This is a genomic window from Amycolatopsis sp. FBCC-B4732 (assembly GCF_023008405.1).
Lineage (GTDB): Bacteria > Actinomycetota > Actinomycetes > Mycobacteriales > Pseudonocardiaceae > Amycolatopsis > Amycolatopsis pretoriensis_A.
In genome coordinates this window covers 6,798,782-6,819,487 of record NZ_CP095376.1, presented here as the reverse complement: position 1 = coordinate 6,819,487, position 20,706 = coordinate 6,798,782, and the positions used below count along the sequence as shown (strand labels likewise).

Below are 20,706 nucleotides of genomic sequence, written 5' to 3'. Positions count from 1 at the left end.
GGAGACACTGATGGTCACCGTGCACCACCGCCACGCCACCGTTGCCGGGCACCGGCTGTTCTACCGGGAGGCCGGGCCCGCGGACGCGCCCACGATCGTGCTGCTCCACGGGTTCCCGACGAGCTCGCACATGTTCCGCCACCTGATCCCGGCGCTGGCCGACCGCTACCACGTCGTCGCGCCCGACTACCTGGGCTCGGGCGCGTCGGACGCCCCTTCGGTGGCCGAGTTCACCTACACCTTCGACGCACTCGCCGACCTCACGCTCGGCCTGCTCGACGAGCTCGGCCTGAGCCGCTTCGCGCTCTACATCCAGGACTTCGGCTCCCCGGTCGGCCTGCGCATCGCGGCCGGCCACCCCGAGCGGGTGACGGCGATCGTCACGCAGAACGGCAACGCCTACGTCGAAGGGCTGGGCGCCGGCCTGCCGCAGAAACTCGCCGCGGGCACGCTGACCGAGGACGACCTGCGGGCCATGGTCACGCTGGAGGCCACCAAGGCGCAGTACCTCGACGGCGCACCCGACCCGTCGCTGGTCAGCCCGGACGTCTGGATCCACGACCAGGCCCTGCTCGACCGCCCCGGCGCCGCGGAGATCCAGATGGCGCTGCTCGCGGACTACCACCACAACATCGGCGTGTACCCGAAGTTCCACGAGTACTTCCGCACCAGCGGCGTCCCGCTCCTCGCGGTCTGGGGCGGCAACGACGAGATCTTCATCGCCGACGGCGCCCGCGCCTACGCCCGCGACCTGCCCGAGGCGGAGATCCACCTGCTCGACGCGGGGCACTTCGCGCTGGAGACGCACCTCGACGCGATCGCCGGCTACGTCCGCGGCTTCCTGGGGCGGGTGCTGGGCTAGGAGGCCTGGGCGGTGATCGAGCCGTTGCCGCCGCCTCAGCAAAGCGGTGGCCGGCGGTGGCGGGATCACCGCCAAGTCATCAACGCGATCCTGTGGAAACTCCGCACCGGCGCGCCGTGGCGAGACCTGCCCGACCGTTACGGACCGCGGAAAACCGCGCACGAACGATTGCGGCTGTGGACCGAAGACGGCACCTGGGACAAGATCCTCGACCGGGTGATCGTCAAAGACGACGCCGTCGGCGACCTGGAGTGGATCATCTCGGTCGGGTCCAGCGTGGTCCGGGCGCACCAGCATGCTGCGGGCGCCCGGAAAAATGGGGCTGCGGCGACGGGATCGAAGCCCTCGCCTGCGATGGGGAAGGACTCGGCCGGTCCCGCGGCGGATTGAGCACGAAGATCCACCTCGCCGTCGAGGGGCGGGGCCTGCCGATACGGATCCTGCTCACCCCAGGCCAAGCCGGCGACAACCCGCAGTCGCCGCCGCTGTTGGATGGCATCAGTGTCGCCCGGCTCGGGCCTGGGCGTCCGCGGTGCCGGCCGGAGACGGTGATCGCGGAGCGCGATGACCAGATCGCCCGCCGTCGCCAAGGCTTCCGCGGCGGGCGACCAGCAGCCTTCGATGCCGAGGTCTACAGGCAGCGCAACGTGGTGGAACGCTGCTTCAACCGGCTCAAGCAGTTCCGTGACCTAGCCACCCGCTACGCAAAACGCGCCGCCTACTGCCAGGCTGAACTCACCATCGCCGCGATCGTACTTCGGCTCCGATGATTTACAGGACAGCTCCTAACCGCCGAGGAGGCGCGAAAGGGCGTCCCGCGCTTTCGCGTCCTTCTCCGCCAACGCGGTCAGCTCCCGCGCCAGTGCCGCGAGCCAGTCGTCGACCGTGGCTTCCTTGCGGCTGATCACCACGCCGCGGACCACCTGGTGGATCTCCGCCGCGACGCCGCCGTGCGGGGCCGCCGTCAGGACCAGGACCCGGTCCGGCGTGGTGACGCGCACCGCGACCGCCTGGCCGGTGCGGCCCGCGACGCGGTCGGCGAACGTGCGCCGCCGGTCGATCTCCACCATGCCCGGCGGCAGCGCGCTGCCCAGCGTCTCGGACAGGACCCGCTGGTAGGACTCGACGTCCGCGCGGTCCGTGCGCAGGGCCGCAGCCACCAGGTGGAAGTCCAGCTCGGCGCCCATCAGTCGGTGAGGGGCAGCACGAGCTGCGGTTTGGCGATGCGGTGGTCGGCGCGCAACGGCTTGACCGCCGTGCCGATCGCGAAGAACTCCGTCGTGTGCCCGCCCCAGCGGTGCGGCAGCGAAAGCAGCTGCACGCCGACGATGCCCTCCGCCGCCAGCTGTTCCGCTTCCGCCTGCATGCGCGACATCGCGAGCTCGCGCGCGTCGTACAACGCCTCGGTGTACTGCGGGATCTCGACGTTCTGGCCGATGTTGCCGACCAGCTGCCGGAACCGCTGGTGCGCGATGTGGTAGACGCACGTTCCCATCACCATGCCCAGCGGCGCGTACCCGGCCTGCACCAGCGTCCAGAAGTCCTGCCCGGACAGGTCCGAGGTGAACGGTTTCCCGGTGTTGTTGCGCCACTCGCCGGGTTCGTCGGCCTTGACCGCCGTGCCGACGGCGATGAACTCGGCGAGGTCGCTGCCGAACTCCTTGAACTCGATCTCCAGCCGGACCGCGACGATGCCGTCGGCGCCGAGGACGTCCGCCTCCGCCTCCATCCGCGCCATCGCGAGCTCGCGGGCGTGGTACATCGCCTGGGAAAGCCGGTCCAGCTCCTGGTTCTTGTTCCACCGCCCCACCTGGAACCCGACGTGGTAGACGCTCGAGCCGAGCACCAGCCCGAGCGGCCGGAAACCGGCTTCGCGCACGAGGAGGAACTCGTTGACGCTCAGGTCGGAGGTGAACAGACCGGCCTTCCCGCCGGGCCGCATTTCGGCGAGCCGGCGCATCGCATCCTCGGGGATGTGCTGCGCGGCGGGGTCCGCGGTGGTCACGAAGCCTCCTTCAGGAACGGTTCAACGGCAGGATCTTGAGCGCGCTCGTCGGTGCGGCGCGGCCGGGGTGGAAGCGGGCGATCGCGGTGCCGGTCACGGTGGCGATGCCGGCCACCGCGATCTCCTGCACCGGCCACGTCCGCAGCGTCAGGCGGGAGACGATGCCGCCGTCGGCGCCGCTTTCGCGGATCCCGCGGGCGAACTCCGCGCGAGCCGCGCCGCGGACCTCGTTGACGACGTGGGTGGGCAGGTCGACTTCGGTGTTGCCGGCCCAGACCGACGTCTGGTTCTGCATGTTGTAGTCGTACTTCGCGCGCCCGGCGACGCCGATCACCAGGCGTGCGGGCACCCAGCCGGCCTGCATCAGCTTCCCGACGTCCTGGCCCGGCAGCTCGGTGGTGAACAGCCGCCCCGGCCGCTGCCGGGTGTCGGCGCGCACGGCCGTGCCCAGCGCGGTGAACTCCCGCATGACGTCGTCGAGCGAGGTGAGCGTGAGGGTGATGCCGAGGACCCCGTCGGCCCCGATCGCTTCCGCTTCCTGCCCGAGCCGGTCGAGCGCGATCCGGTAGCCCTCGCGCAGCGCCCCGGAAAGCAGCTCGACCTGGTCGGCGGCGGCCCAGGAAGCGGCTCCCGGCCAGCCGGCGCGCTGCACGACGCAGCCCATGACCTCGCCGACGGGGGAGAAGCCCGCGACTTCGGCGCCGACCGCGCCGGGCACGCTCAGCAGCGACGTCGTCAAGCCGGACGCGGCGAAGCGCTCGACGCGTTCCCGCGCCACGGGCGGCAGGCCACGACCGTCCCAACCGGGCACTGCGGACCTCCTTCGACCGGGCTCTTTTCCCATCGTGGCACGAATCCGCGGGAGCGCGCGGACCGAGCACGGGTATGTCCGGAAGGTCCGGTCAACGCCAGCCGTCTTCGCCGAAGCCGAGGGTGACCGGGCCGCGGCGGATCCCCGCCACCGTCTCCGACGGCAGCACCTCGTCCAGGAACCCGAAGTCCGGCCGCCGATGCCGCGCGTGCCACTGCGCGATCTCGTGCCAGCCCGGGGCGGCGAGCGCGCCCCCGAAGTGCTGGACCGACAGGCTCGCCGTCAAGCACGCGAAGCGCAGCCGCTCGGCCAGGGGCCAGCCCGTCAGCGTCGCGGCGACGAACCCCGCCCCGAAGACGTCGCCCGCGCCCGTCGCGTCGAGGACGTCGACCGGCAGGGCCCCGACCGCCGCCGTTTCGCCCGTCGTGCCGTCGACCGCCAGCACGCCGTCGCCGCCGCGGGTGATCACCGCGATCGGGACCAGGTCCGCCAGCTTCGCCAGCGCCGCTTCCGGGGTAGCCGTGCGGGTGTAGGCCATCGCTTCGACGTCGTTCGGCAGGAACGCGTGGCAGCACCCCAGCTGGTCGAGCAGCGCCGCCGACCACGCCTCGGACGGGTCCCAGCCCACGTCGGCGAAGACGAGGCTGCCGGCCTGGTGCGTGTCGTGGACCCACTCCGCCGTGTCGAGGCCGATGTGCACGACCGTCGCGCGGCTCGGCGGCGGCGAGCCCGCCAGCTCCGCGACCGGGACGGGCGGCGCGTGGCCGTGGGTGATCATCGCGCGGTCGCCGGCGTAGGCGAGGGAAACCGTCACGGGGGAGTGCCACTCGGGGAACTGCCGCGAGCGGGACAGGTCGATGTGCTCCTGCCGCGAAAGGACGTCCCAGCAATAACGCCCGTAGACGTCGGTGCCGAACGCGGCCGCCAGCGACGTCCGCAGGCCGAGGCGGCTCAGCGCGACGGCGAAGTTCGCGATCCCGCCCGGTCCGGAGCCCATCCCGCCCGTCCACACCTCCGTGCCCGGCGCCGGTGGTTGTTCGAGGCCGGTGAACACCAGGTCGAAGAACAGCGGGCCGGAGAGGAAGACATCGGTCTCGGGTACGGGCTCAGCCGGCACGGGCGCCTCCACGAGTTTTGCGCAACTGTGCGCACGAGAGTGCGTCAACCACGCAGTTTTCGCAAGATCTGCGCATTCTTGACCGGGAAGTGCGCGAGTTTGACTGCTATGGTCGCCGGATGTTGCCCCAGCGGCGCCACGAGCTGATCCTGCGGGCCCTCCGCGCGGAGGGCCCGGCGCCGGTCGGCGTGCTGGCCGAGCGGCTCGGCGTCAGCCACGCCACCGTGCGCCGCGACCTGGTGCGGCTCGACCGCGAAGGCCGGCTGACCCGGGTCCACGGCGGCGCGATGGCGGCGGCCGGCGACGGCGAGCCGTTCGCGCCCGCCGCCGACCACGCCGACGAGAAGGAAGCCGTCGCCCGGCGCGCGGCCGCGCTGGTCGCCGACGGCGACACCGTGCTCCTCGACGTCGGCACCACCGCGCACCGGCTGGCGCGGCACCTGCGCGACCGCCCGCTGACCGTGATCACCAGCAGCCTCGCCGTCTACGAGGAGCTGAAGGACGCCGCCGACGTCGAACTCGTCCTGCTCGGCGGCGTCGTCCGGCGCGGGCAGCACTCGATGGTGGGGTTCCTGACCGAGGACGCGCTGCGCCAGGTGCGCGCCGGCACCGTGTTCCTCGGCGCGAGCGGCGTCCGCGGCGACGGCCACGTGATGGACTCGACGGTCGTCGAAGTGCCGGTGAAGCGCGCGATGGTCGCCGCGGCCGACCGGGTGGTGCTGCTCGCCGACGCGGGCAAGTTCCCCGGGACGGGCCTGGCGAAGGTCTGCGGGCCGGACGCGCTCGACGTCGTCGTCACCAGCGCCGGGGCCGACGGACCGACCTGCGCCAGGCTGGCCGACGCCGGGGTCGAGGTGCTGCGGTGAGGCTCGCGATCCTCGGCGGCGGCGGGTTCCGCGTACCGCTGGTGCACGGCGCGCTGCTGCGCGACGGCGGCGTCACGGACCTGGTGCTGCACGACGTCGACGCCGGGCGGCTCGCCGCGATCGAACGGGTCCTCGCCGAACAGGCCACCGGGGTGCCCGGCGCGCCGCGGGTGCGGGTAACGACCGAGCTGGCCACCGCACTGTCCGATGTGGACTTCGTGTTCTCGGCCATCCGGGTCGGCGGGCTGCGCGGCCGGCGGCTGGACGAACAGCTCGCGCACGCGGAAGGCGTACTGGGCCAGGAAACCGTCGGCGCGGGCGGGATCGCCTACGGCCTGCGGACGGTTCCGGTCGCGGTCGAGCTGGCGCGGCTGATCGGCGAGCTGGCGCCCCGCGCGTGGGTCATCAACTTCACGAACCCGGCGGGCCTGGTCACCGAAGCGATGGCCGCGCACCTCGGCGGCCGGGTCATCGGCATCTGCGATTCGCCGGTGGGGCTGTGCCGCCGCGCTGCCGGCGCGCTCGGCATCGACCCGGCGACGGCGTGGTTCGACTACGCGGGCCTCAACCACCTGGGCTGGCTGCGCGCGGTCCGCGTCGGCGGCGAGGACGTCCTGCCGCGGCTGCTCGCCGACGCCCGGGCGCTGGAGTCGTTCGAGGAGGGGAAGCTCTTCGGCGCGCCCTGGCTGCGCGCGCTCAGGGCCGTGCCGAACGAGTACCTGCACTATTACTACTTCGCGCGGGAAGCGGCCGGCTCGGCGTCCCGCGGCGCGCTTCTCCTCGAGCAGCAACGGGATTTCTACGCGGAACCCTCGCTGGCGTCGTGGGACCGCACGCGCTTGGAGCGCGAAGCGACCTATATGGCCGAAACGCGGGACGGCGAGCGCGACGACCTCGAGGGCGGCGGCTACGAGAACGTCGCCTTGGCGCTGATGCGCGCCATCGCGTTCGGCGAACGCGCGAACCTGATCCTCAACGTGCGCAACGGAACCGCGCTCCCGGGCGTGCCGGAAGACGCGGTCGTCGAGGTACCGTGCGTCGTCGACGCGAACGGCGCGCACCCGCTCGCCGTCTCACCGCTGCCCGGCCACGCACTGGGCCTGGTGACGGCGATCAAGGCCGTCGAGCGCGCGGTGCTGGAGGCGGCGACGACCGGTTCGCGGGAGGCGGCGCTGCGGGCGTTCGCGCTGCACCCGCTGATCGACTCGGTGTCAGTGGCGCGGCGGCTGCTCGACGCGTACACCGCCGCCCACCCGGAACTCGGTTACCTGGCTTAGACCGCGGCCATCGCGTTGAACTCCGCTTCGGCTTCGGTCCGCTCGGTGTACAGCGACCACGCCTTGTCGGCGATGTCGTCCGGGTTCAGTGTCCCGGCGGTGAAGCCGTGGTCCTGCGAAGTGAACACGCGGTGGATGTCGCCGCGCTCGATGAGGCCGCCGATCGTGAGGGTGCCGGCGTAGATGCCCTTTTCGCGCAGGGCCGCGTGCAGCGTCAGGACGTACATGCGCAGCGCCGCCGACGCCGGGGCGAGGGTGCCCAGCATCGGCATCGGGTGCTTGCCGCTCAGGCCGCCGGCGAAGAGCAGGGCGCCCGAGCCGCGTTCCAGCATCGGCGGCAGCGCCGCTCGCACCAGGTTCGCGGCCGGGAGCATGAAGTTCTCGAACGGCGTGCGCAGGTCCTCGGGGCCGGCTTCGGTGAGCGGCTTGATGCCCGGGCCGGCGGTCGCGTCGGCCGGGCCGAAGTACACCGTGTCGATCTCGCCGGCGTCGGCGGTGATCCGGACGAGTACGTCCCGGAGCTGCGCTTCGTCGGTGACGTCGGCGGTGTAGGTGTGCGTGGGGATCCCGGCCAGTGCCTCGCGGTAGGCGTCGTGCCGCGTGGCGGTGCGGGAAACCAGCGCCGTCGTAAAGCCTTCGCGGCCGAAGCGGCGGGCGATCGACAGGCCGAGCCCGGGGCCGACACCCAGGACGGCGATCACTTTGGTCAAGGGGAACCTCCAGGTGAGCGAAAATTGAGACTGTCCTCAAGTTAGCCGTAAGTTGAGACAGGCGTCAACTTCGTTTGCGGCGAATGTCCTCACGGGTTGGGGCCACTGGCCGAACGGCGACGGCCGAGGCTGCTCCAAGCGGGTAGAACATGTTTCAGTTTCGCGGCCGTGCCGACACGATGACCTTCGCCGTTCCGCGAGCGAGGAGTGCGTCATGGATGCCGACCTGACCCGCCGCCAGATCCTGCGCGGCACCGCCGCCGGAGCCGGCCTCGCGGCGACGTCCGCGCTCGCCGCGCCTTCACCCGCGAACGCGGCGCAGGTGGGCGAGTACGACGTCGTCGTGGTCGGCTCCGGCGCGGCGGGCATGACCGCCGCGCTGACGGCCGCCAAGCGCGGGCTGAGCGTCGTCGTGCTCGAGAAGGCGCCGACGTTCGGCGGTTCCGCGGCCCGCTCCGGCGCCGGCATCTGGATTCCGAACAACCCCGTGCTGCTCGCCGCCGGTGTTCCGGACACGCCGGCGAAGGCCGCGCAGTACCTCGCCGCCGTCGTCGGGCCCGATGTGCCGGCCGCGCGCCAGGAAGCGTTCCTGCGCAACGGTCCCGCGATGATCTCGTTCGTGCTGGCGAACAGCCCGTTGCGGTTCCGGTTCATGGACGGCTACAGCGACTATTACCCGGAGCTCCCCGGCGGACTGCCGAACGGGCGCTCGATCGAGCCGGACCAGTTCGACGGCACCCTCCTCGGCGCGGAACTGGCGCACTTGAACCCGCCCTACCTGGCCACGCCCGCCGGGATGGTCGTGTTCAGCACGGACTACAAGTGGCTCAACCTCGCCGCGGTCAACGCCAAGGGTGCCGCGGTCGCCGCCGCCTGCCTGGCCCGCGGCACGGCCGCCGCGATCGCCGGGCAGAAACCGCTCACCATGGGGCAGTCCCTCGCCGCCGGGCTGCGGGCCGGGCTGCTCGCGGCGAACGTGCCGGTGTGGCTGAACACCCCGCTCGTCGACCTGAACATCGAAGCTGGCGCGGTCACCGGGGTTCTGGTGCCGCAGGGGCTGGTCCGGGCGCGGCGCGGCGTGATCGTCGGCACGGGCGGGTTCGAGCACAACGCCGGCATGCGCGCGCAGTACCAGCGTCAGCCGATCAGTACGGATTGGACGGTCGGCGCGAAGGAGAACACCGGCGACGGCATCCGCGCCGGCCAGCGCGCCGGCGCCGCGCTCGACCTGATGGACGACGCGTGGTGGGGCCCGGCCATCCCGGTTCCCGGCGACCCGTACTTCTGCCTGGCCGAGCGGACCCTGCCCGGCGGGCTGCTGGTCAACCAGGCGGGACAGCGGTTCGTCAACGAAGCCGGGCCCTACAGCGACGTCGTGCACACCATGTACGACAAGAACCCGGCCGCGCCGGACATCCCCGCGTGGCTGATCGTCGACCAGAACTACCGGAACCGGTACCTGTTCCGCGACCTCCTGCCGCTGCTGCCGTTCCCGGACTCCTGGTACGCGGCGGGCGCGGTGTTCAAGGCGTCGACGATCCAGGGTCTCGGCACGCAGATCGGCGTGCCGCCCGCCGCGTTGAAGTCCACTGTGGACCGATTCAACGGGCTCGCCCGGTCCGGCGTGGACACCGACTTCCATCGCGGCGCGAGCGCGTACGACCACTACTACACGGATCCGCTGGTGCTGCCCAACTCCTGCCTCGCGCCGCTGTGGGCGCCGCCGTACTACGCGCTGCGGATCGTTCCCGGCGACCTCGGCACGAAGGGCGGCATGCGCACGGACGCCCGGGCGCGCGTGCTGCGCCCGGACGGCACGGTGATCCCCGGCCTGTACGCGGCCGGCAACGCGAGCGCTGCGGTGATGGGCCACAGCTACGCCGGCGCGGGCTCGACCATCGGCCCGGCGATGACGTTCGGCTACATCGCCGCGAACGACGTCTAGAACTCCTTTTCCACCAAGGGAAGCACCTCGGTACCCAGCAGTTCGATGGCCTTCATGACTTCGGCGTGCGGGACGCCGGACCAGTCCATCTGCATCGCGTAGCGGTCGGCGCCGGTCAGCTTGCCGACCTCGATCAGCCGCTCGGCGATCTCCTGCGGGCTGCCGACGAACAACGCCTGGGCTTCGTGGGTGTACTGGTCGTACTCGGCGCGGGTCGGGACGGCCCAGCCGCGGGCGCGAGCGCCGTACTTCATGGTCTCGAGCCAGTACGGGTAGAACGTTTCCTTGGCGTCCTGCGAGTTCGGTGCGAGGAAACCGATCGCGCCCATGGTGACGTGCAGGTCTTCGCGCTCGTGCTCGCCGGCCTCACCGGCCTGGCGGTAGAGGTCGACGAGCGGGGCGAAGCGCTCGGGACGGCCGCCGATCACCGCGTACACGACGGGCAGGCCGAGCAGCCCGGCGCGGATCGACGACTCGGGGTTGCCGCCGGTGCCGATGGAGATGCGCAGCCTCCTGTGGTACGGGCGCGGCAGGATTCGCGCGTTGTCCAGCGGCGGGCGGAACTTGCCCGACCAGGTCAGCGGGTCTTCGCGGTCGATGCGGAGCAGCAGCGCGAGCTTCTCTTCGAACAGGTCGTCGTAGTCGCCGAGATCGTTGCCGAACAGCGGGAACGACTCGGTGAACGACCCGCGCCCGGCGAGCAGCTCGGCGCGGCCGTGGCTGAGCTGGTCGAGCGTGGTGAACTGCTGGTAGACGCGGACCGGGTCCTCGGTGCTGAGGACGGTCACGGCGGAGCTCAGCGTGATCTGGTTCGTGACGCTCGCCGCGGCGGCCAGGACGGTGCCGGGGTTCGAGATCGCGTACTGGTCGAGGTGGTGTTCGCCGAGGCCGTAGAAGCCGAGGCCCAGCTCGTCGGCGAGCTTGATCCGCTCGAGGGTGTTGGCCAGCGTCCGCGCGACGGACGGCTGGTCGCCGGTGTGCGGGTCCGGCGTGCGGTCGCCGAAGCTGTAGATGCCGAGTTTCATACGACGCTCAACTACTTTGCGGGTGGATTCGTTCCCGCGCCGTACCGGGCCTGGATGGCCTCGAGGTTCCGTTCGGACAGCCGCAAGGCCGCGGCGCGCAGGCTCAGGCCGTCGAGGGTGGCGAGCTCGAACACGGCGGTGACCAGCTCGCGCATGCGGCCGCGGACCTTGTCGAACGCCTCACCGGCGTCCGCGCCGACGTCGCCGAAGAGCGTCCACCACCACCAGGAGTTGGTCGCCGAGTTGGCCACGAAGTCCGGGACCACCGGGATGCCGCGGGCGTCGAGGCGGGCTTCGGCGTCCGCGGTGACGGGCATGTTCGCGGCCTCGACGACGAGTTTCGCGCCGATCCGGGCCTGGTTGTCGCTGTCGACGCAGTAGGAGATCGCGGCCGGCACCAGCACTTCGGCGGGTACGTCCAGCCACGCTTCCGGCGGCAGGAGCTCGTCGCCGGGCTTGAGGTGGTCGCGGTCGATCCCGCCGAAGCGGTCGCGGTGCCGCAGCAGGTGTTCGACGTCGAGCCCGGCGGGGTTGGCGACGACCCCGCGGACGTCCGAGACCCCGACGACCGGCAGCCCGGCCTCGGCGAGGAACCGGGCGGTGGCCCCGCCCATCGACCCGAACCCCTGCACGACGGCCCGGCGCGGCCCGGTGTGGCCGAGCAGTTCGAGCCCGGTCAGCGTGGCTTGCGCGACGCCGAGGCCGCCGACCAGCTCGTCGAGCCCCAGCCCGCCGACTTCGATCCGGAAGGCGTCGGCGAGCCGGGCCGTCGCCGCTTCGCGGTCTTCGAGCAGCGGGTAGACGGCCTGGACGGGGCTGAGCAGCCCGATCTCGGCGATGACGCCGTCGATGACGTCCTGGCGCAGGCCCAGGTCTTCGCCCATGGTCCAGTAGCGTTCGATCAGCGGCCGCATGGCGTGCAGGTAGCGGGCGACGACGTCGCGGGCGCGCTCGTCGTACGGGTCGAAGTCGATGCCGCCCTTGGCGCCGCCGAGGGGGACGTACCGGCCGGCGGGGTCGTAGTTGAGGCCCTCTTTGAGCGTCATGCCGCGGGCGAGGCCGCGGACTTCGAAGAGGCTGCAGCCGCGGCGCATCCGGAGGCCCCCGCTGGCGACGCCCCGCACGAGCCGGTCGATCACGAGGTACCCGCGGCAGCCGGTGACGGGATCGGTCCAGGCGACTTCGAGCAGGGCGGTCACGAGCCGAGTTCCCGTGCGACGGCTTGTCCGACCCAGCGGGCGCAGTCGGCCTCGGTGACGGTCCCGGTCCGGGCGACGACCTGGACGGCCAGCCCGTCGAGCAGGCTTGTGAGGCGCCACGCGGCGCCGTGCGGGTCTTCGCATGTGAAGACCCCGGCGGCAACGCCTTCGGTGATCAGCGCGACGACGGCGTCCCGCCACCTTTTGTCGAGCCGTTGCAGGACGGCTCGTAGTTCGTGGTCCCGCATGGCGGCGGCTTGCGCTTCGATCCAGAGCTGCCAGTTGTGGGCGGGATTGGCGGGGCCGTAGAGGGTGAGGACGGCGTTGAGGCGGGTTTCGACTCCGCCGCCCCGGTTCAGTTCGTCGCGGAGGGTGGCGAGGGCGGTTTCGGTGGCTTGGCGGAAGGCTTCGATGATGAGGGCTTCGAGGGTGCCGAAGTGGTAGAAGACCAGCGCGGTGCTGACGTCGAGAGCTTTGGCCACGTCGGCGGCTCGGACACCGGCGATCCCTCGCTCGCGGATCTGCTGGAGCGCGGCTTTGACGATCTCCTCTCGCCGGACAGCGACCGCCTTGCGCATCATGCGGCTCACGGTACCGAGGGATGCCGGTGTGGGGAGGCGACGAAGGACGGGTTTGGCGGTGGGCTCGGGGTGGTGGGCCGGCCGGGAAGGGGGGCTTTGGTCCGGGATGGGGTTTTGCATGCGCGAGCCCGCCGGCGGGCCACGGGGGTGGTCTGCCGGCGGGCTTGGTCTCGCACTGATGTGGTCGCGGGGTGGGCTGGGGTGCGGCGGCCTGGCTGCGGAGCGGGGCTGAGCGGATGGTGCTGGCGCCCTGGCGGACTCGGGCTGTCGGGGCGGGGGCCGGTCGGCGGGAAGCGGAGCGCCCGGTGGGCGGGGCTGTCGGGGCGGCGGGCTGGTTGCTGGAGAGGGGGCCGGCCGGTGTGGGGCGGCCGCCTCGGCGGGGTGGGGTGTTGGGCGGCGGGCCGGCCGGTCGGGATAGGGCGAGCCGAGCTTGTGCGGCCGGTGCCTCGGTGGGAGGGGATGCGGGAGTGGTGGGGCGGTGGCTCGGCCGGTCGGTGGGGACGGGCCCGGCTGAGCCTGTGTTGGTGGGAGTGCTGGCTCGGCCGGTCGGTGGGGACGGGCCCGGCTGAGCCTGTGTTGGTGGGAAAGCTGGCTCGGCCGGTCGGGGAATGGGTGGGCTGAGGTTGTGCGGTTGGTGCCTTGGCGGGGTGGGATGCCGAAGCGGTGGTGGAGGTGGCTCGATCCGGTCGGGGCTGGCTGAGCTTGTGCGGCTGGGCCTCGGCCGGGTTGGGCAGCCGGGAGGTGCGGGTGGGTGTGGGCCCGTCAGTGCTGGCGGGCCACCGCGTCGCCGTCAGGCGGTCCACTCCGGGTTGCGGCCCAGGTAGCGCAGCAGGGTCGAAACCGCGTCGTCGGTGGGCTGGCCCTCCAACGCTGCCGCGTAGGCGAAGCCGCGCAGGGGCTCGGCCAGTTGCTTGGCCACCGGGAGCAGCGACTCCGCCAGCTCCGGGGTCAGCGGGGACTTCTGGCCCGACGCCTTCGCGATGTCCCACGCGTGGACCGCCGCGTCCAGGGCTGCGGCGCCGACCGCGACGGACGCGGGCAGGGCGCCCTGGGGGAGCGGGGTCGGGACCGCGGTTGCCTCCGGGCTCACCGTGGCGAAGGCCGCGGCGGCGGCGGCCAGGGTGGGCTCCAAGAAGTCGGACGGCTTGCCGTCGAGGGCGCCTGAAGGGGAGAACGGGTCGAAGTCCGGGCCGCCCGAACCCGTGATGAACGCCGCGTAGCCGAGCTGGTCGCCCGCTGCGTGCTGGAGGACCTGGGTCGTGTTCCAGGCCGCGCACGGGGTCGGGGCCGTCCAGTCCGTGACGCCCTCGATCGCCGTGCGGAGGGCGTCGTGGGACTGGGTCAGGATCGGCCAGGACGTCTGGGGGCGGAGGCTCGCGAAGAACTGGCGGATGTCCGCCACCAGGACCTCCGGGGCTTCGTGGGCCGAGTAGTGACCGGCCGCGTCTCGGGGGCCGCCTGCTTTTTCCGTGGTGTCGTAGGCGTTCCAGCTCACGATGTTCGCGTGGTCGCGCTCGGCGAACCGGCGGATCGACTGGAAGTCGCCCGCGAACATCGCCAGGGCCGTCGGGACCGTCGTGGGGCCCTCCGGGTGGGCCGTCGAGTGCGCGTCCTCGTAGTAGAACCGGATCGACGAACCGGCCGTGCCGGTCAGCCAGTACAGGGCCACGTTCGCCAGGACGAAGTCCGCGTCCAGGTGCTCGCCGAACAGCTGGGCGTTCCACGCCAGCAGGCCGAGCGGGGAGTCCGCCAGCGCGAACGCCAGCGTGTGCGGCTGCTGGCTGTGCAGCGAGTTGAACGAGAACATGGTGTCGTAGAACCACTGCAAGTGCGCCAGCGCGGCCTGGTCGGCTTCGCTCAGGTCCGCCATCTCGGCCGGGTCGCCGGACGGGAACGAGAACAGCTGCGTGACGTGCACGCCCACGACCTTCTCCGGCGCCAGCCTGCCGATCTCCGGCGAGATCATCGATCCCGCGTCGTTGCCCGCCGCGCCGTAGGACTCGTAGCCGAGGCGGCTCATCAGCTCGGCCCACGCCGCCGCAGTGCGGTGGGTGCCCCAGCCCGCGGACTTCGTCGGGCCCGAGAAGCCGAAGCCCGGCAGGGACGGGATCACCAGGTGGAACGCCGGCTGGTCGGCCGACTCCGGCTCGGTCAGCGGGCCGATCACGTCCAGGTACTCCGCGATCGAGCCCGGCCAGCCGTGCGTCAGCACCAGCGGGGTCGCGTCCGCCCGCGACGAGCGGACGTGCAGGAAGTGGATGGTCTCGCCGTCGATCTCCGTCAGGAACTGCGGGTACGCGTTCAGCCGTGCCTCGAACGCCCGCCAGTCGAAGCCGCTCAGCCAGTGCTCGGCCAGCGCGCGGACGCGCTCGTTCGTGACGCCGTACTCGGCGGGCAGGTCGTCCGGCCACAGCGCTCCGCGCAGGCGGTTCTCCAGGTCGTCGAGCCGGTGCTGGGGGATCTCGGCGCGGAAGGGGCGGACGGTCATGGCTGGCTCCTCGAAGGCTGGAACGGAATGCTTCGTTCCGAACTCTAGCAGAGCGGAACGATCCGTTCCAGTGGTAATCTCGGCCCATGCCCGAGACAGCCCTGCCCGGCCGCCGCGGCCAGGCCGCCCGCAACGACGTCGTCATCCTCGATGCCGCCCGCCAGGTCTTCCTCGTCGACCCGAAGGCGCCGATCTCGCACGTGGCCGAGCGCGCCGGCGTCGGCATCAGCGCGCTCTACCGGCGGTACCCGAGCAAGGAGGTGCTGCTCTGCCGGCTATGCCACGACGGCCTCCGCACCTACATCCGCGAAGCCGAAGCCGCCGCCGGGGAGCCCGACGGCTGGGCCGCGCTGACCGGTTTCCTCGGCCGGGTCGTGGACGCCGACGTGCACTCGCTGACCGTGCACCTCGCCGGCACCTTCACCCCCACGCCCGACATGGGCGCGGACGCCCAGCGCGCGAACCAGCTGACGAGGGACCTGGTCGAGCGGGCGCGCGAGAGCGGGCGCCTGCGCCACGACGCCGTCGCCGAAGACCTCGGCATGGTCCTCGAGTGCTGCGCCGCCATCCGCGTCGACGACCACGAGCGCACCACGCAGCTGCGGCGGCGCTACCTCGCGATGCTCGTCGAAGGACTGGCGGCCGGCGGCCCGGATCTGCCGGGCCCGCCGCCCCGTCCGGGTGAGATGAACGGCCGCTGGCGTCCCTCCTGATGGCGGTGCCGCGCCGCGGCCGGACGGTGGTAAAGGCGGACAGGGGGCGGTAACGAATTCCGGGATCGGGGCGACTGATCAGCGTCGGACGTCCCCGAAAAGACCACGAGCCACCCGTCAGAGCGGTATTCCCGGACCCGAACAGTGAGAACACGACTATGCAACGAAGCTGGCGACGGACCACGATCCTGTCCGCGGTGGCCGCACTGGCCACGGCGTTTTTCGCAATCGCGCCCGCCGCGCAGGCGGACACGCCGACGAGCGCCGTCTCCGTGAGTGCCACCACGGTGCTGCCGGGGCAGACGTTCACCATCACGCAAACCATTCACAACGACCGCGATTTCACGGTGACTTTCGCGAAGGGTGCCATTTACGGAAACCCGACCGCGATCACCGACGTCGTCGACGTCGTCTCCTGCACCAACACCACGGCGGTCGGCTGCTTCCAGGCCGGCAGCAGCTACCGCGCCGCGTTCGGTGACCTCGAGGCGGGCGGCACGAAGACCACGGTGTGGACCTTGCGCGTCAAGGACACCGCGGCGCCCGGGCAGTTCACGCTGCAGCACCAGTTCGTCGGGGACAACTACTCCTTCGAGACCCTGGACGGGCCGCTCATCACGGTCGGCCAGCCGTCGACCCAGGCCGACGTCAAGGTCGCGCTCGCCGCGACCGGGCACGGCGGGCTGAACGCGCGCATCGACTACACCGTGACCGTGACGAACAACGGCCCGGCCACTGCGACCGGGATCCGCGTCGGGGCCACGTACGCCTCGGCCCTGTCCTACGCCGGCGGCACCGGCTGCGTCCACGTCGGCACCACCCGGAACGTGAACTGCGACGTCGCCACCCTGGCCAGCGGCGCCTCGGCGACGGCGAAGTTCTCGACGAACGGCGGCCTGCTCGCGCTCGGCTCGTACACCACGACGGCGCAGCGGACGGCGAGCTCGCCGACCGATCCCAACCCCGCCAACGACAGCGCGTCGAAGACGTGCTCGGCGCTCACCGGGCTCATCGTGACCTGCTGAGGGTTCGCGAGAGGTGAACCGGGCTCGTGTCCTCCGCCAGGGACACGGGCCCGGTCCGCGTTTTCAGCCCGTGGCCGTGGCGTAGAGCTTCGCGATGTCGTCGTCGAAGTACGCGCTGTAGGAGACGTCCGGGGTGTCGCCGCCCAGCTGGTAACCGCCGATGACGCCGACGACCTCGCCGCCGGTCACCCACGGCCCGCCGCTGGTCCCGTCGGGGAAACCGGGGCAGGCGATCCGCAGCTGGTAGGTGTCCGAGCGGGTGCTCGTGCCGTCGCAAACGACCGCGGAATCGGCCGTGTCGGGGTAGCCCGTGAGGGTGATCCGGTGGTCGAACCCGCGATTCACGCCGAGCGCGTTCGCGCCGGTGAGGCTTTCCAGGGAAGCCGGGTTCCCGGGCTGCGCAACGGTGAGAAACGCGAAATCGAGATCCGGGTCGGCCGACGAAGTCCAGCCGGCCGCGACGGTGACCTTCGTGACCGGCCACATTCCCAGCGGCGCCGCACCACCGGCGTAACCGGGGGCGAACGACATTCCGTCCTGGACGCAGTGCGCGGCCGTCAGCACCAGATCCCCGGAATCGGAGTGGACGACGCTCGCCGAGCAGAAATGGCTGCCGTTCGCGAACAATGCGCCGACCGGGGAAACGGTTTTCGCCGGTACCGCCGAAACGGTGGTTCCGGCGGGCGCGGGTGAGCCCGCGGCGTAGGCGTCGTCGGCGGTCGTGTCCGCGCCGACGGCCAGGCCGGTGCCCAGCACCAGCACCGCCGCCGCGGCCAGCGCGGCCGGCCGGAGAACCTTGATCGCCACCCCTCCAGATCACCACACCGCGGCCGGATCGGCAGCGCGCGGAGCCGGATGCACAGCGACCTCACAGCGGGTGCCCGGGTCGCGATCGAGACGCCCGGCGACGCGTCCTCGGCCACCGGCGCGGACCACACCCGCTGGGCGGCGGTGCGCGACCGGCTCGCGCGGCGGCACCTCGTCGACCCGAGGCCGCGGGCTCAGCCGTGCCGAAGTCGTCGGGTGCGAAACCCGGCGTGAGGGCGAGGACATCGCCGCCGAAGCGGTGTTCGGCTTCAGCCCGCCGCGACGCCGACCTGCGGAAGCCGCACCTGCTCGACAGCGGTGCCCACCCGGAGCTGACGTTCACGGCCACCGGCGTCCGGCGCGACGCCGAGGGCTGGGAAGTGACCGGCGAGCTGCGGCTGCGCGGGACGTCGTGCCCGCTGACGCTCGCCGTCGAGGCCGACGGGACGCGGGTGCGCGCGACGGGGACGCTCGACCGCGCGCCGCTCGGCGTGAAGGCGCCGCGCGCGATGATCGGCCGGTACGTCGCGATCGCCGTCGAGGCGGAGCTCGAACCGCCTAGCTGAGGTCCTTGGGGAGCAGGGCGGTCGCCGGGTCGGGGGCGGCGACCGCCTTGGGCCGCTTGTCGCGGAACAGCCAGCCGCCGATGATGCCGCCGGCGAACCCGAACAGGTGGCCCTGCCAGCTGACCCGCTCGTCGGTGGGCAGCAGCGACGTGAACTGGTAGGCGAAGCACAACGCCATCACGAGCCCGATCACGATGTCGATCGGGTGCCGGTCGAACAGGCCGCGCACGATGATGTAGCCGAAGTAGCCGAACACCAGGCCGCTGGCGCCGACCGTGATCGAGTCCGACGGCGAGGTGAACCAGACGCCGAGGCCGCTCGCGACGATGATCAGCACGCTCACGCCGAGCCACTTCTTCACCCCGCGGTAGGCGGCGAGGAAGCCGAACACGAACAGCGGGCCCGAGTTGCCTTCGATGTGGCCCCAGCTGGAGTGCATGAACGGCGCGCTGAAGATCTCGGGCAGCGACGCCGGGTCGCGCGCCTCGATGCCGAACTCCTGGCTCAGGTCGTAGTCGCCGAGCGAGTTGAAGATCTGCACCGCCCACAGCACGGCGAGCAGGCCCACCATCACCCACAGGGCTTTCTTGGCTTCGGCGATCATCGCCTCGGCTTCGCTGCGGGCCGGGCCCTCGCTGGTCGTGCTCATGGTTCCCCCTGCTCGGTTTGCGCCGAGGATAACCGGCGCGGGACCCCGGGAGCGGCGTTTCGGACCCAGCCGTGACCTGGCAGGGTGAAGAGCATGACGTCACACCGGCCGGAGGTGGTCTTCCGGGGCCGCCGCATGCCCGGCGACCGCGCGCTGGTCATGGCCATCGTGAACCGCACGCCCGACTCGTTCTACGACCAGGGCGCGACCTTCGCCGAGGACGCGGCGCGCGAAGCCGTGGACCGCGCGGTCGCGGCCGGTGCCGACATCGTGGACATCGGCGGCGTCAAGGCGGGCGAGGGCCCCGAGATCGACGTCGACGAAGAGAGCAGGCGCGTGGTCCCGTTCGTCGCCGAGGTGCGCGAGCGCCACCCGGGGCTGGTGATCAGCGTCGACACGTGGCGGCACGAGGTCGGCCGCCAGGTCTGCGAGGCCGGCGCCGACCTGCTCAACGACACCTGGGCCGGCGCCGACCCGAAACTGGTCGAGATCGCCGCCGAGTTCGGCGCGGGCTACGTCTGCTCCCACGTCGGCGGCATGCCGCTGCGGACCGACCCGTACCCCGCGCCGACCCCGGACCGCCCGTTCTGGCCGCGTTACGACGACGTCGTCGCGGACGTCGTCGCCGAGCTGACGACGGCGGCCGAGCGGACGGTCGCCGCGGGCGTCCCGCGCGGCGGGGTGCTCGTCGACCCGACGTTCGACTTCGGCAAGAGCACCCGCCACGGCCTTTCGCTGCTCCGCCACTTCGACCGCCTGGTGGCGACCGGCTGGCCGGTGCTGGTGGCGCTGTCGAACAAGGACCTGATCGGCGAGACGCTCGACGTCGAAGCCCGCGACCGCCTGGCGGGCACCCTCGCGGCGACGGCGATCGCGGCGCACGCGGGGGCGGCGGTGTTCCGCGCCCACAACGTCCGGGAGACGCGGGAAGCCGTGGCGGCGGTCGCGGGCTTGTCTACTGTGGACTGATTTGCTTGTGGCCGAGCCGCCAGAGGGACGTGATCTCCGCGGCCCGGGCCCGGTGCAGGGGGGCCGCCGGGTCGAGCGCGCGCGGGTGCCGGGCCGGCGTCCCCGTCCGCGTCACCACCCGCAGGCCTGCCGCCTCGATCCAGCCGAGCAGCTCCTCGCGCGTTCGCAGGCCCAGGTGCTCGGCCAGGTCGGACAGCACCAGCCACGCCTCGCCATTCGGGGCGAGGTGGCGGCGGGCGCGGTCGAGGAAGCCGCGCAGCATGCGGTGGCCCGGGTCGTAGACTGCGTGGTCGAGCGGGGTGCGGGGGCGGCCCGGCAGCCACGGCGGGTTCGCCAGCACCAGCGTGGCGCGGCCGGGCGGGAACAGGTCCGTCCGCACCACTTCCGCGCGGGCGCCGAAGCCCAGACGGGTCAGGTTTTCCCGGGCGCAGGCGACCGCGAGCGCCGAGGTGTCCGTGGCCACCACCCGCTCGACGCCGCGGTGGGCGAGGACGGCGGCCAGCACGCCGGTGCCGATGTCGAAGGCCAGCTCCGTGCCCGGCAACGGCGCTTCCGCCACCAGGTCGACGTACTCCGGGCGCAGGGGCGCGAAGACGCCGTGGTGCGGGTGGATCCGCGCGTCCAGTGCCGGGACGGCGATGCCCGTCCGGCGCCATTCGGCGGCACCCAGGACCCCGAGCAGCTCCCGCAACGGCACCGCCGCGGGGACGTCGAGGGGCCCGTAGACGGCGGTGCACGCCGCGCGGACGTCCGGGGCGCGGCGCAGCGGCACGACGTGGCCCGGCTCGAGGGGGACGTGGAGCAGGGAAAGCAGCTTCGCCCGGTGGGCGCGGCCGGCGCGGTAGCGGGCGAAGTCGTCCGGCGGCGGGGGCGCCGGGAGCCTGCGCCGCACGGCGTCGAGCAGCTGCCGCGCGGCCGGGTAGGTGCCGCGCCAGAGCAGCGCGGCGCCGGCGGCCATCGCGTGCCGGGCCGCGTCGGCGGACAGGCCGTCGCCGGCGGGGACCGCTTGGCGCGAGTGTGGCGAGAACAACCGGCGATCGGGTTCGCCGGGCATGACGAGATGAGCCATCGAAAGGGGTCCGTTCATTGCC

General features: G+C 72.3%; 21 protein-coding genes and 1 pseudogene. 10 read left to right on the top strand and 12 right to left on the bottom strand.

All coding sequences use genetic code 11. The annotated features are described in order from the left end of the window. Positions 1–10: 10 nt before the first annotated feature. Both MUY14_RS29915 and MUY14_RS29910 read left to right on the top strand, forming a co-directional pair. Positions 11–862 carry an alpha/beta fold hydrolase gene (locus MUY14_RS29915; RefSeq protein WP_247025305.1) on the top strand — a complete coding sequence of 284 codons (852 nt, stop codon included), beginning with the start codon at positions 11–13 and terminating at the stop codon, positions 860–862. Positions 863–874: 12 nt separating this feature from the next. Beyond that, positions 875–1,632, top strand: a pseudogene (locus MUY14_RS29910) (IS5 family transposase). A gap of 15 nt (positions 1,633–1,647) precedes the next feature. On the opposite strand, the gene MUY14_RS29905 reads toward MUY14_RS29910, so the two are convergent. The 4 genes from MUY14_RS29905 to MUY14_RS29890 form a co-directional block, all read right to left on the bottom strand. Then, positions 1,648–2,049: a hypothetical protein gene (locus MUY14_RS29905; protein WP_247014182.1), complete on the bottom strand. Its 402-nt coding sequence runs from the start codon at positions 2,047–2,049 to the stop codon at positions 1,648–1,650. Continuing rightward, positions 2,049–2,867, bottom strand: a complete 819-nt coding sequence (locus MUY14_RS29900; RefSeq protein WP_247014181.1) for a heavy metal-binding domain-containing protein — start codon at positions 2,865–2,867, stop codon at positions 2,049–2,051. The genes MUY14_RS29905 and MUY14_RS29900 overlap by 1 nt, the downstream gene beginning before the upstream one ends. 10 nt (positions 2,868–2,877) lie before the next feature. Further along, entirely contained in the window at positions 2,878–3,678 is an 801-nt protein-coding gene (locus MUY14_RS29895) for a heavy metal-binding domain-containing protein (protein ID WP_247014180.1), read from the bottom strand. 91 nt (positions 3,679–3,769) lie between these two features. Next, a complete protein-coding gene (locus tag MUY14_RS29890; RefSeq protein WP_247014177.1) occupies positions 3,770–4,795 on the bottom strand; it encodes a PfkB family carbohydrate kinase in 1,026 nt (341 codons plus the stop codon). An 89-nt stretch (positions 4,796–4,884) separates the two neighbouring features. Between MUY14_RS29890 and MUY14_RS29885 the strand changes: the two genes are divergently transcribed. After that, positions 4,885–5,661: a DeoR/GlpR family DNA-binding transcription regulator gene (locus MUY14_RS29885; RefSeq protein WP_396126597.1), complete on the top strand. Its 777-nt coding sequence runs from the start codon at positions 4,885–4,887 to the stop codon at positions 5,659–5,661. Then, entirely contained in the window at positions 5,658–6,938 is a 1,281-nt protein-coding gene (locus MUY14_RS29880) for a 6-phospho-beta-glucosidase (protein WP_247014173.1), read from the top strand. Before MUY14_RS29885 ends, MUY14_RS29880 begins: the two co-directional genes overlap by 4 nt. Here the strand turns inward: MUY14_RS29880 and MUY14_RS29875 are convergent. Continuing rightward, positions 6,935–7,639 (bottom strand): SDR family oxidoreductase, encoded by a 705-nt coding sequence (locus MUY14_RS29875; protein ID WP_247025303.1) that lies wholly within the window; start codon positions 7,637–7,639, stop codon positions 6,935–6,937. The genes MUY14_RS29880 and MUY14_RS29875 overlap by 4 nt on opposite strands. A 223-nt stretch (positions 7,640–7,862) precedes the next feature. Between MUY14_RS29875 and kstD the strand changes: the two genes are divergently transcribed. Then, the gene (kstD, locus tag MUY14_RS29870) at positions 7,863–9,593 is read left to right on the top strand and encodes a 3-oxosteroid 1-dehydrogenase (RefSeq protein WP_281506192.1); all 1,731 of its coding nucleotides are present in this window, start codon (positions 7,863–7,865) and stop codon (positions 9,591–9,593) included. Here kstD and MUY14_RS29865 read toward each other — a convergent pair. The 4 genes from MUY14_RS29865 to MUY14_RS29850 form a co-directional block, all read right to left on the bottom strand. Next, positions 9,590–10,618 (bottom strand): LLM class flavin-dependent oxidoreductase, encoded by a 1,029-nt coding sequence (locus MUY14_RS29865; protein WP_247014171.1) that lies wholly within the window; start codon positions 10,616–10,618, stop codon positions 9,590–9,592. The two genes, kstD and MUY14_RS29865, sit on opposite strands and share 4 nt — an antisense overlap. A gap of 11 nt (positions 10,619–10,629) precedes the next feature. Then, positions 10,630–11,817: a Glu/Leu/Phe/Val dehydrogenase dimerization domain-containing protein gene (locus MUY14_RS29860; protein WP_247014169.1), complete on the bottom strand. Its 1,188-nt coding sequence runs from the start codon at positions 11,815–11,817 to the stop codon at positions 10,630–10,632. Then, positions 11,814–12,398 carry a TetR/AcrR family transcriptional regulator gene (locus tag MUY14_RS29855; RefSeq protein ID WP_247014167.1) on the bottom strand — a complete coding sequence of 195 codons (585 nt, stop codon included), beginning with the start codon at positions 12,396–12,398 and terminating at the stop codon, positions 11,814–11,816. The genes MUY14_RS29860 and MUY14_RS29855 overlap by 4 nt, the downstream gene beginning before the upstream one ends. A gap of 790 nt (positions 12,399–13,188) precedes the next feature. Next, the gene (locus MUY14_RS29850; RefSeq protein ID WP_247014165.1) at positions 13,189–14,886 is read right to left on the bottom strand and encodes an alpha/beta fold hydrolase; all 1,698 of its coding nucleotides are present in this window, start codon (positions 14,884–14,886) and stop codon (positions 13,189–13,191) included. A gap of 86 nt (positions 14,887–14,972) precedes the next feature. Here MUY14_RS29850 and MUY14_RS29845 point away from each other — a divergent pair, with 86 nt between their 5' ends. Together MUY14_RS29845 and MUY14_RS29840 are read left to right on the top strand one after the other, a co-directional pair. Continuing rightward, entirely contained in the window at positions 14,973–15,599 is a 627-nt protein-coding gene (locus MUY14_RS29845) for a TetR/AcrR family transcriptional regulator (RefSeq protein WP_247014163.1), read from the top strand. 197 nt (positions 15,600–15,796) lie between these two features. Further along, on the top strand, positions 15,797–16,624 hold the full coding sequence (locus MUY14_RS29840) for a DUF11 domain-containing protein (protein WP_247025299.1): 828 nt from the start codon (positions 15,797–15,799) through the stop codon (positions 16,622–16,624). A gap of 63 nt (positions 16,625–16,687) precedes the next feature. On the opposite strand, the gene MUY14_RS29835 is transcribed toward MUY14_RS29840, so the two are convergent. Beyond that, on the bottom strand, positions 16,688–17,431 hold the full coding sequence (locus MUY14_RS29835; protein WP_247014161.1) for a serine protease: 744 nt from the start codon (positions 17,429–17,431) through the stop codon (positions 16,688–16,690). 48 nt (positions 17,432–17,479) lie between these two features. Here MUY14_RS29835 and MUY14_RS29830 point away from each other — a divergent pair, with 48 nt between their 5' ends. Next, positions 17,480–17,665 (top strand): hypothetical protein, encoded by a 186-nt coding sequence (locus MUY14_RS29830; protein ID WP_247014159.1) that lies wholly within the window; start codon positions 17,480–17,482, stop codon positions 17,663–17,665. Then, the gene (locus MUY14_RS29825; RefSeq protein WP_247014156.1) at positions 17,662–17,997 is read left to right on the top strand and encodes a YceI family protein; all 336 of its coding nucleotides are present in this window, start codon (positions 17,662–17,664) and stop codon (positions 17,995–17,997) included. Before MUY14_RS29830 ends, MUY14_RS29825 begins: the two co-directional genes overlap by 4 nt. On the opposite strand, the gene MUY14_RS29820 is transcribed toward MUY14_RS29825, so the two are convergent. Continuing rightward, complete coding sequence (locus tag MUY14_RS29820; RefSeq protein ID WP_247014154.1) at positions 17,990–18,646, bottom strand: rhomboid family intramembrane serine protease; 657 nt, start codon at positions 18,644–18,646, stop codon at positions 17,990–17,992. The genes MUY14_RS29825 and MUY14_RS29820 overlap by 8 nt on opposite strands. Positions 18,647–18,739: 93 nt before the next feature. Between MUY14_RS29820 and folP the strand changes: the two genes are divergently transcribed. After that, positions 18,740–19,615 carry a dihydropteroate synthase gene (gene folP / locus MUY14_RS29815; protein WP_247014153.1) on the top strand — a complete coding sequence of 292 codons (876 nt, stop codon included), beginning with the start codon at positions 18,740–18,742 and terminating at the stop codon, positions 19,613–19,615. Here the strand turns inward: folP and MUY14_RS29810 are convergent. Then, positions 19,602–20,684, bottom strand: a complete 1,083-nt coding sequence (locus MUY14_RS29810; RefSeq protein WP_247014151.1) for a class I SAM-dependent methyltransferase — start codon at positions 20,682–20,684, stop codon at positions 19,602–19,604. The two genes, folP and MUY14_RS29810, sit on opposite strands and share 14 nt — an antisense overlap. Positions 20,685–20,706 lie beyond the last annotated feature (22 nt).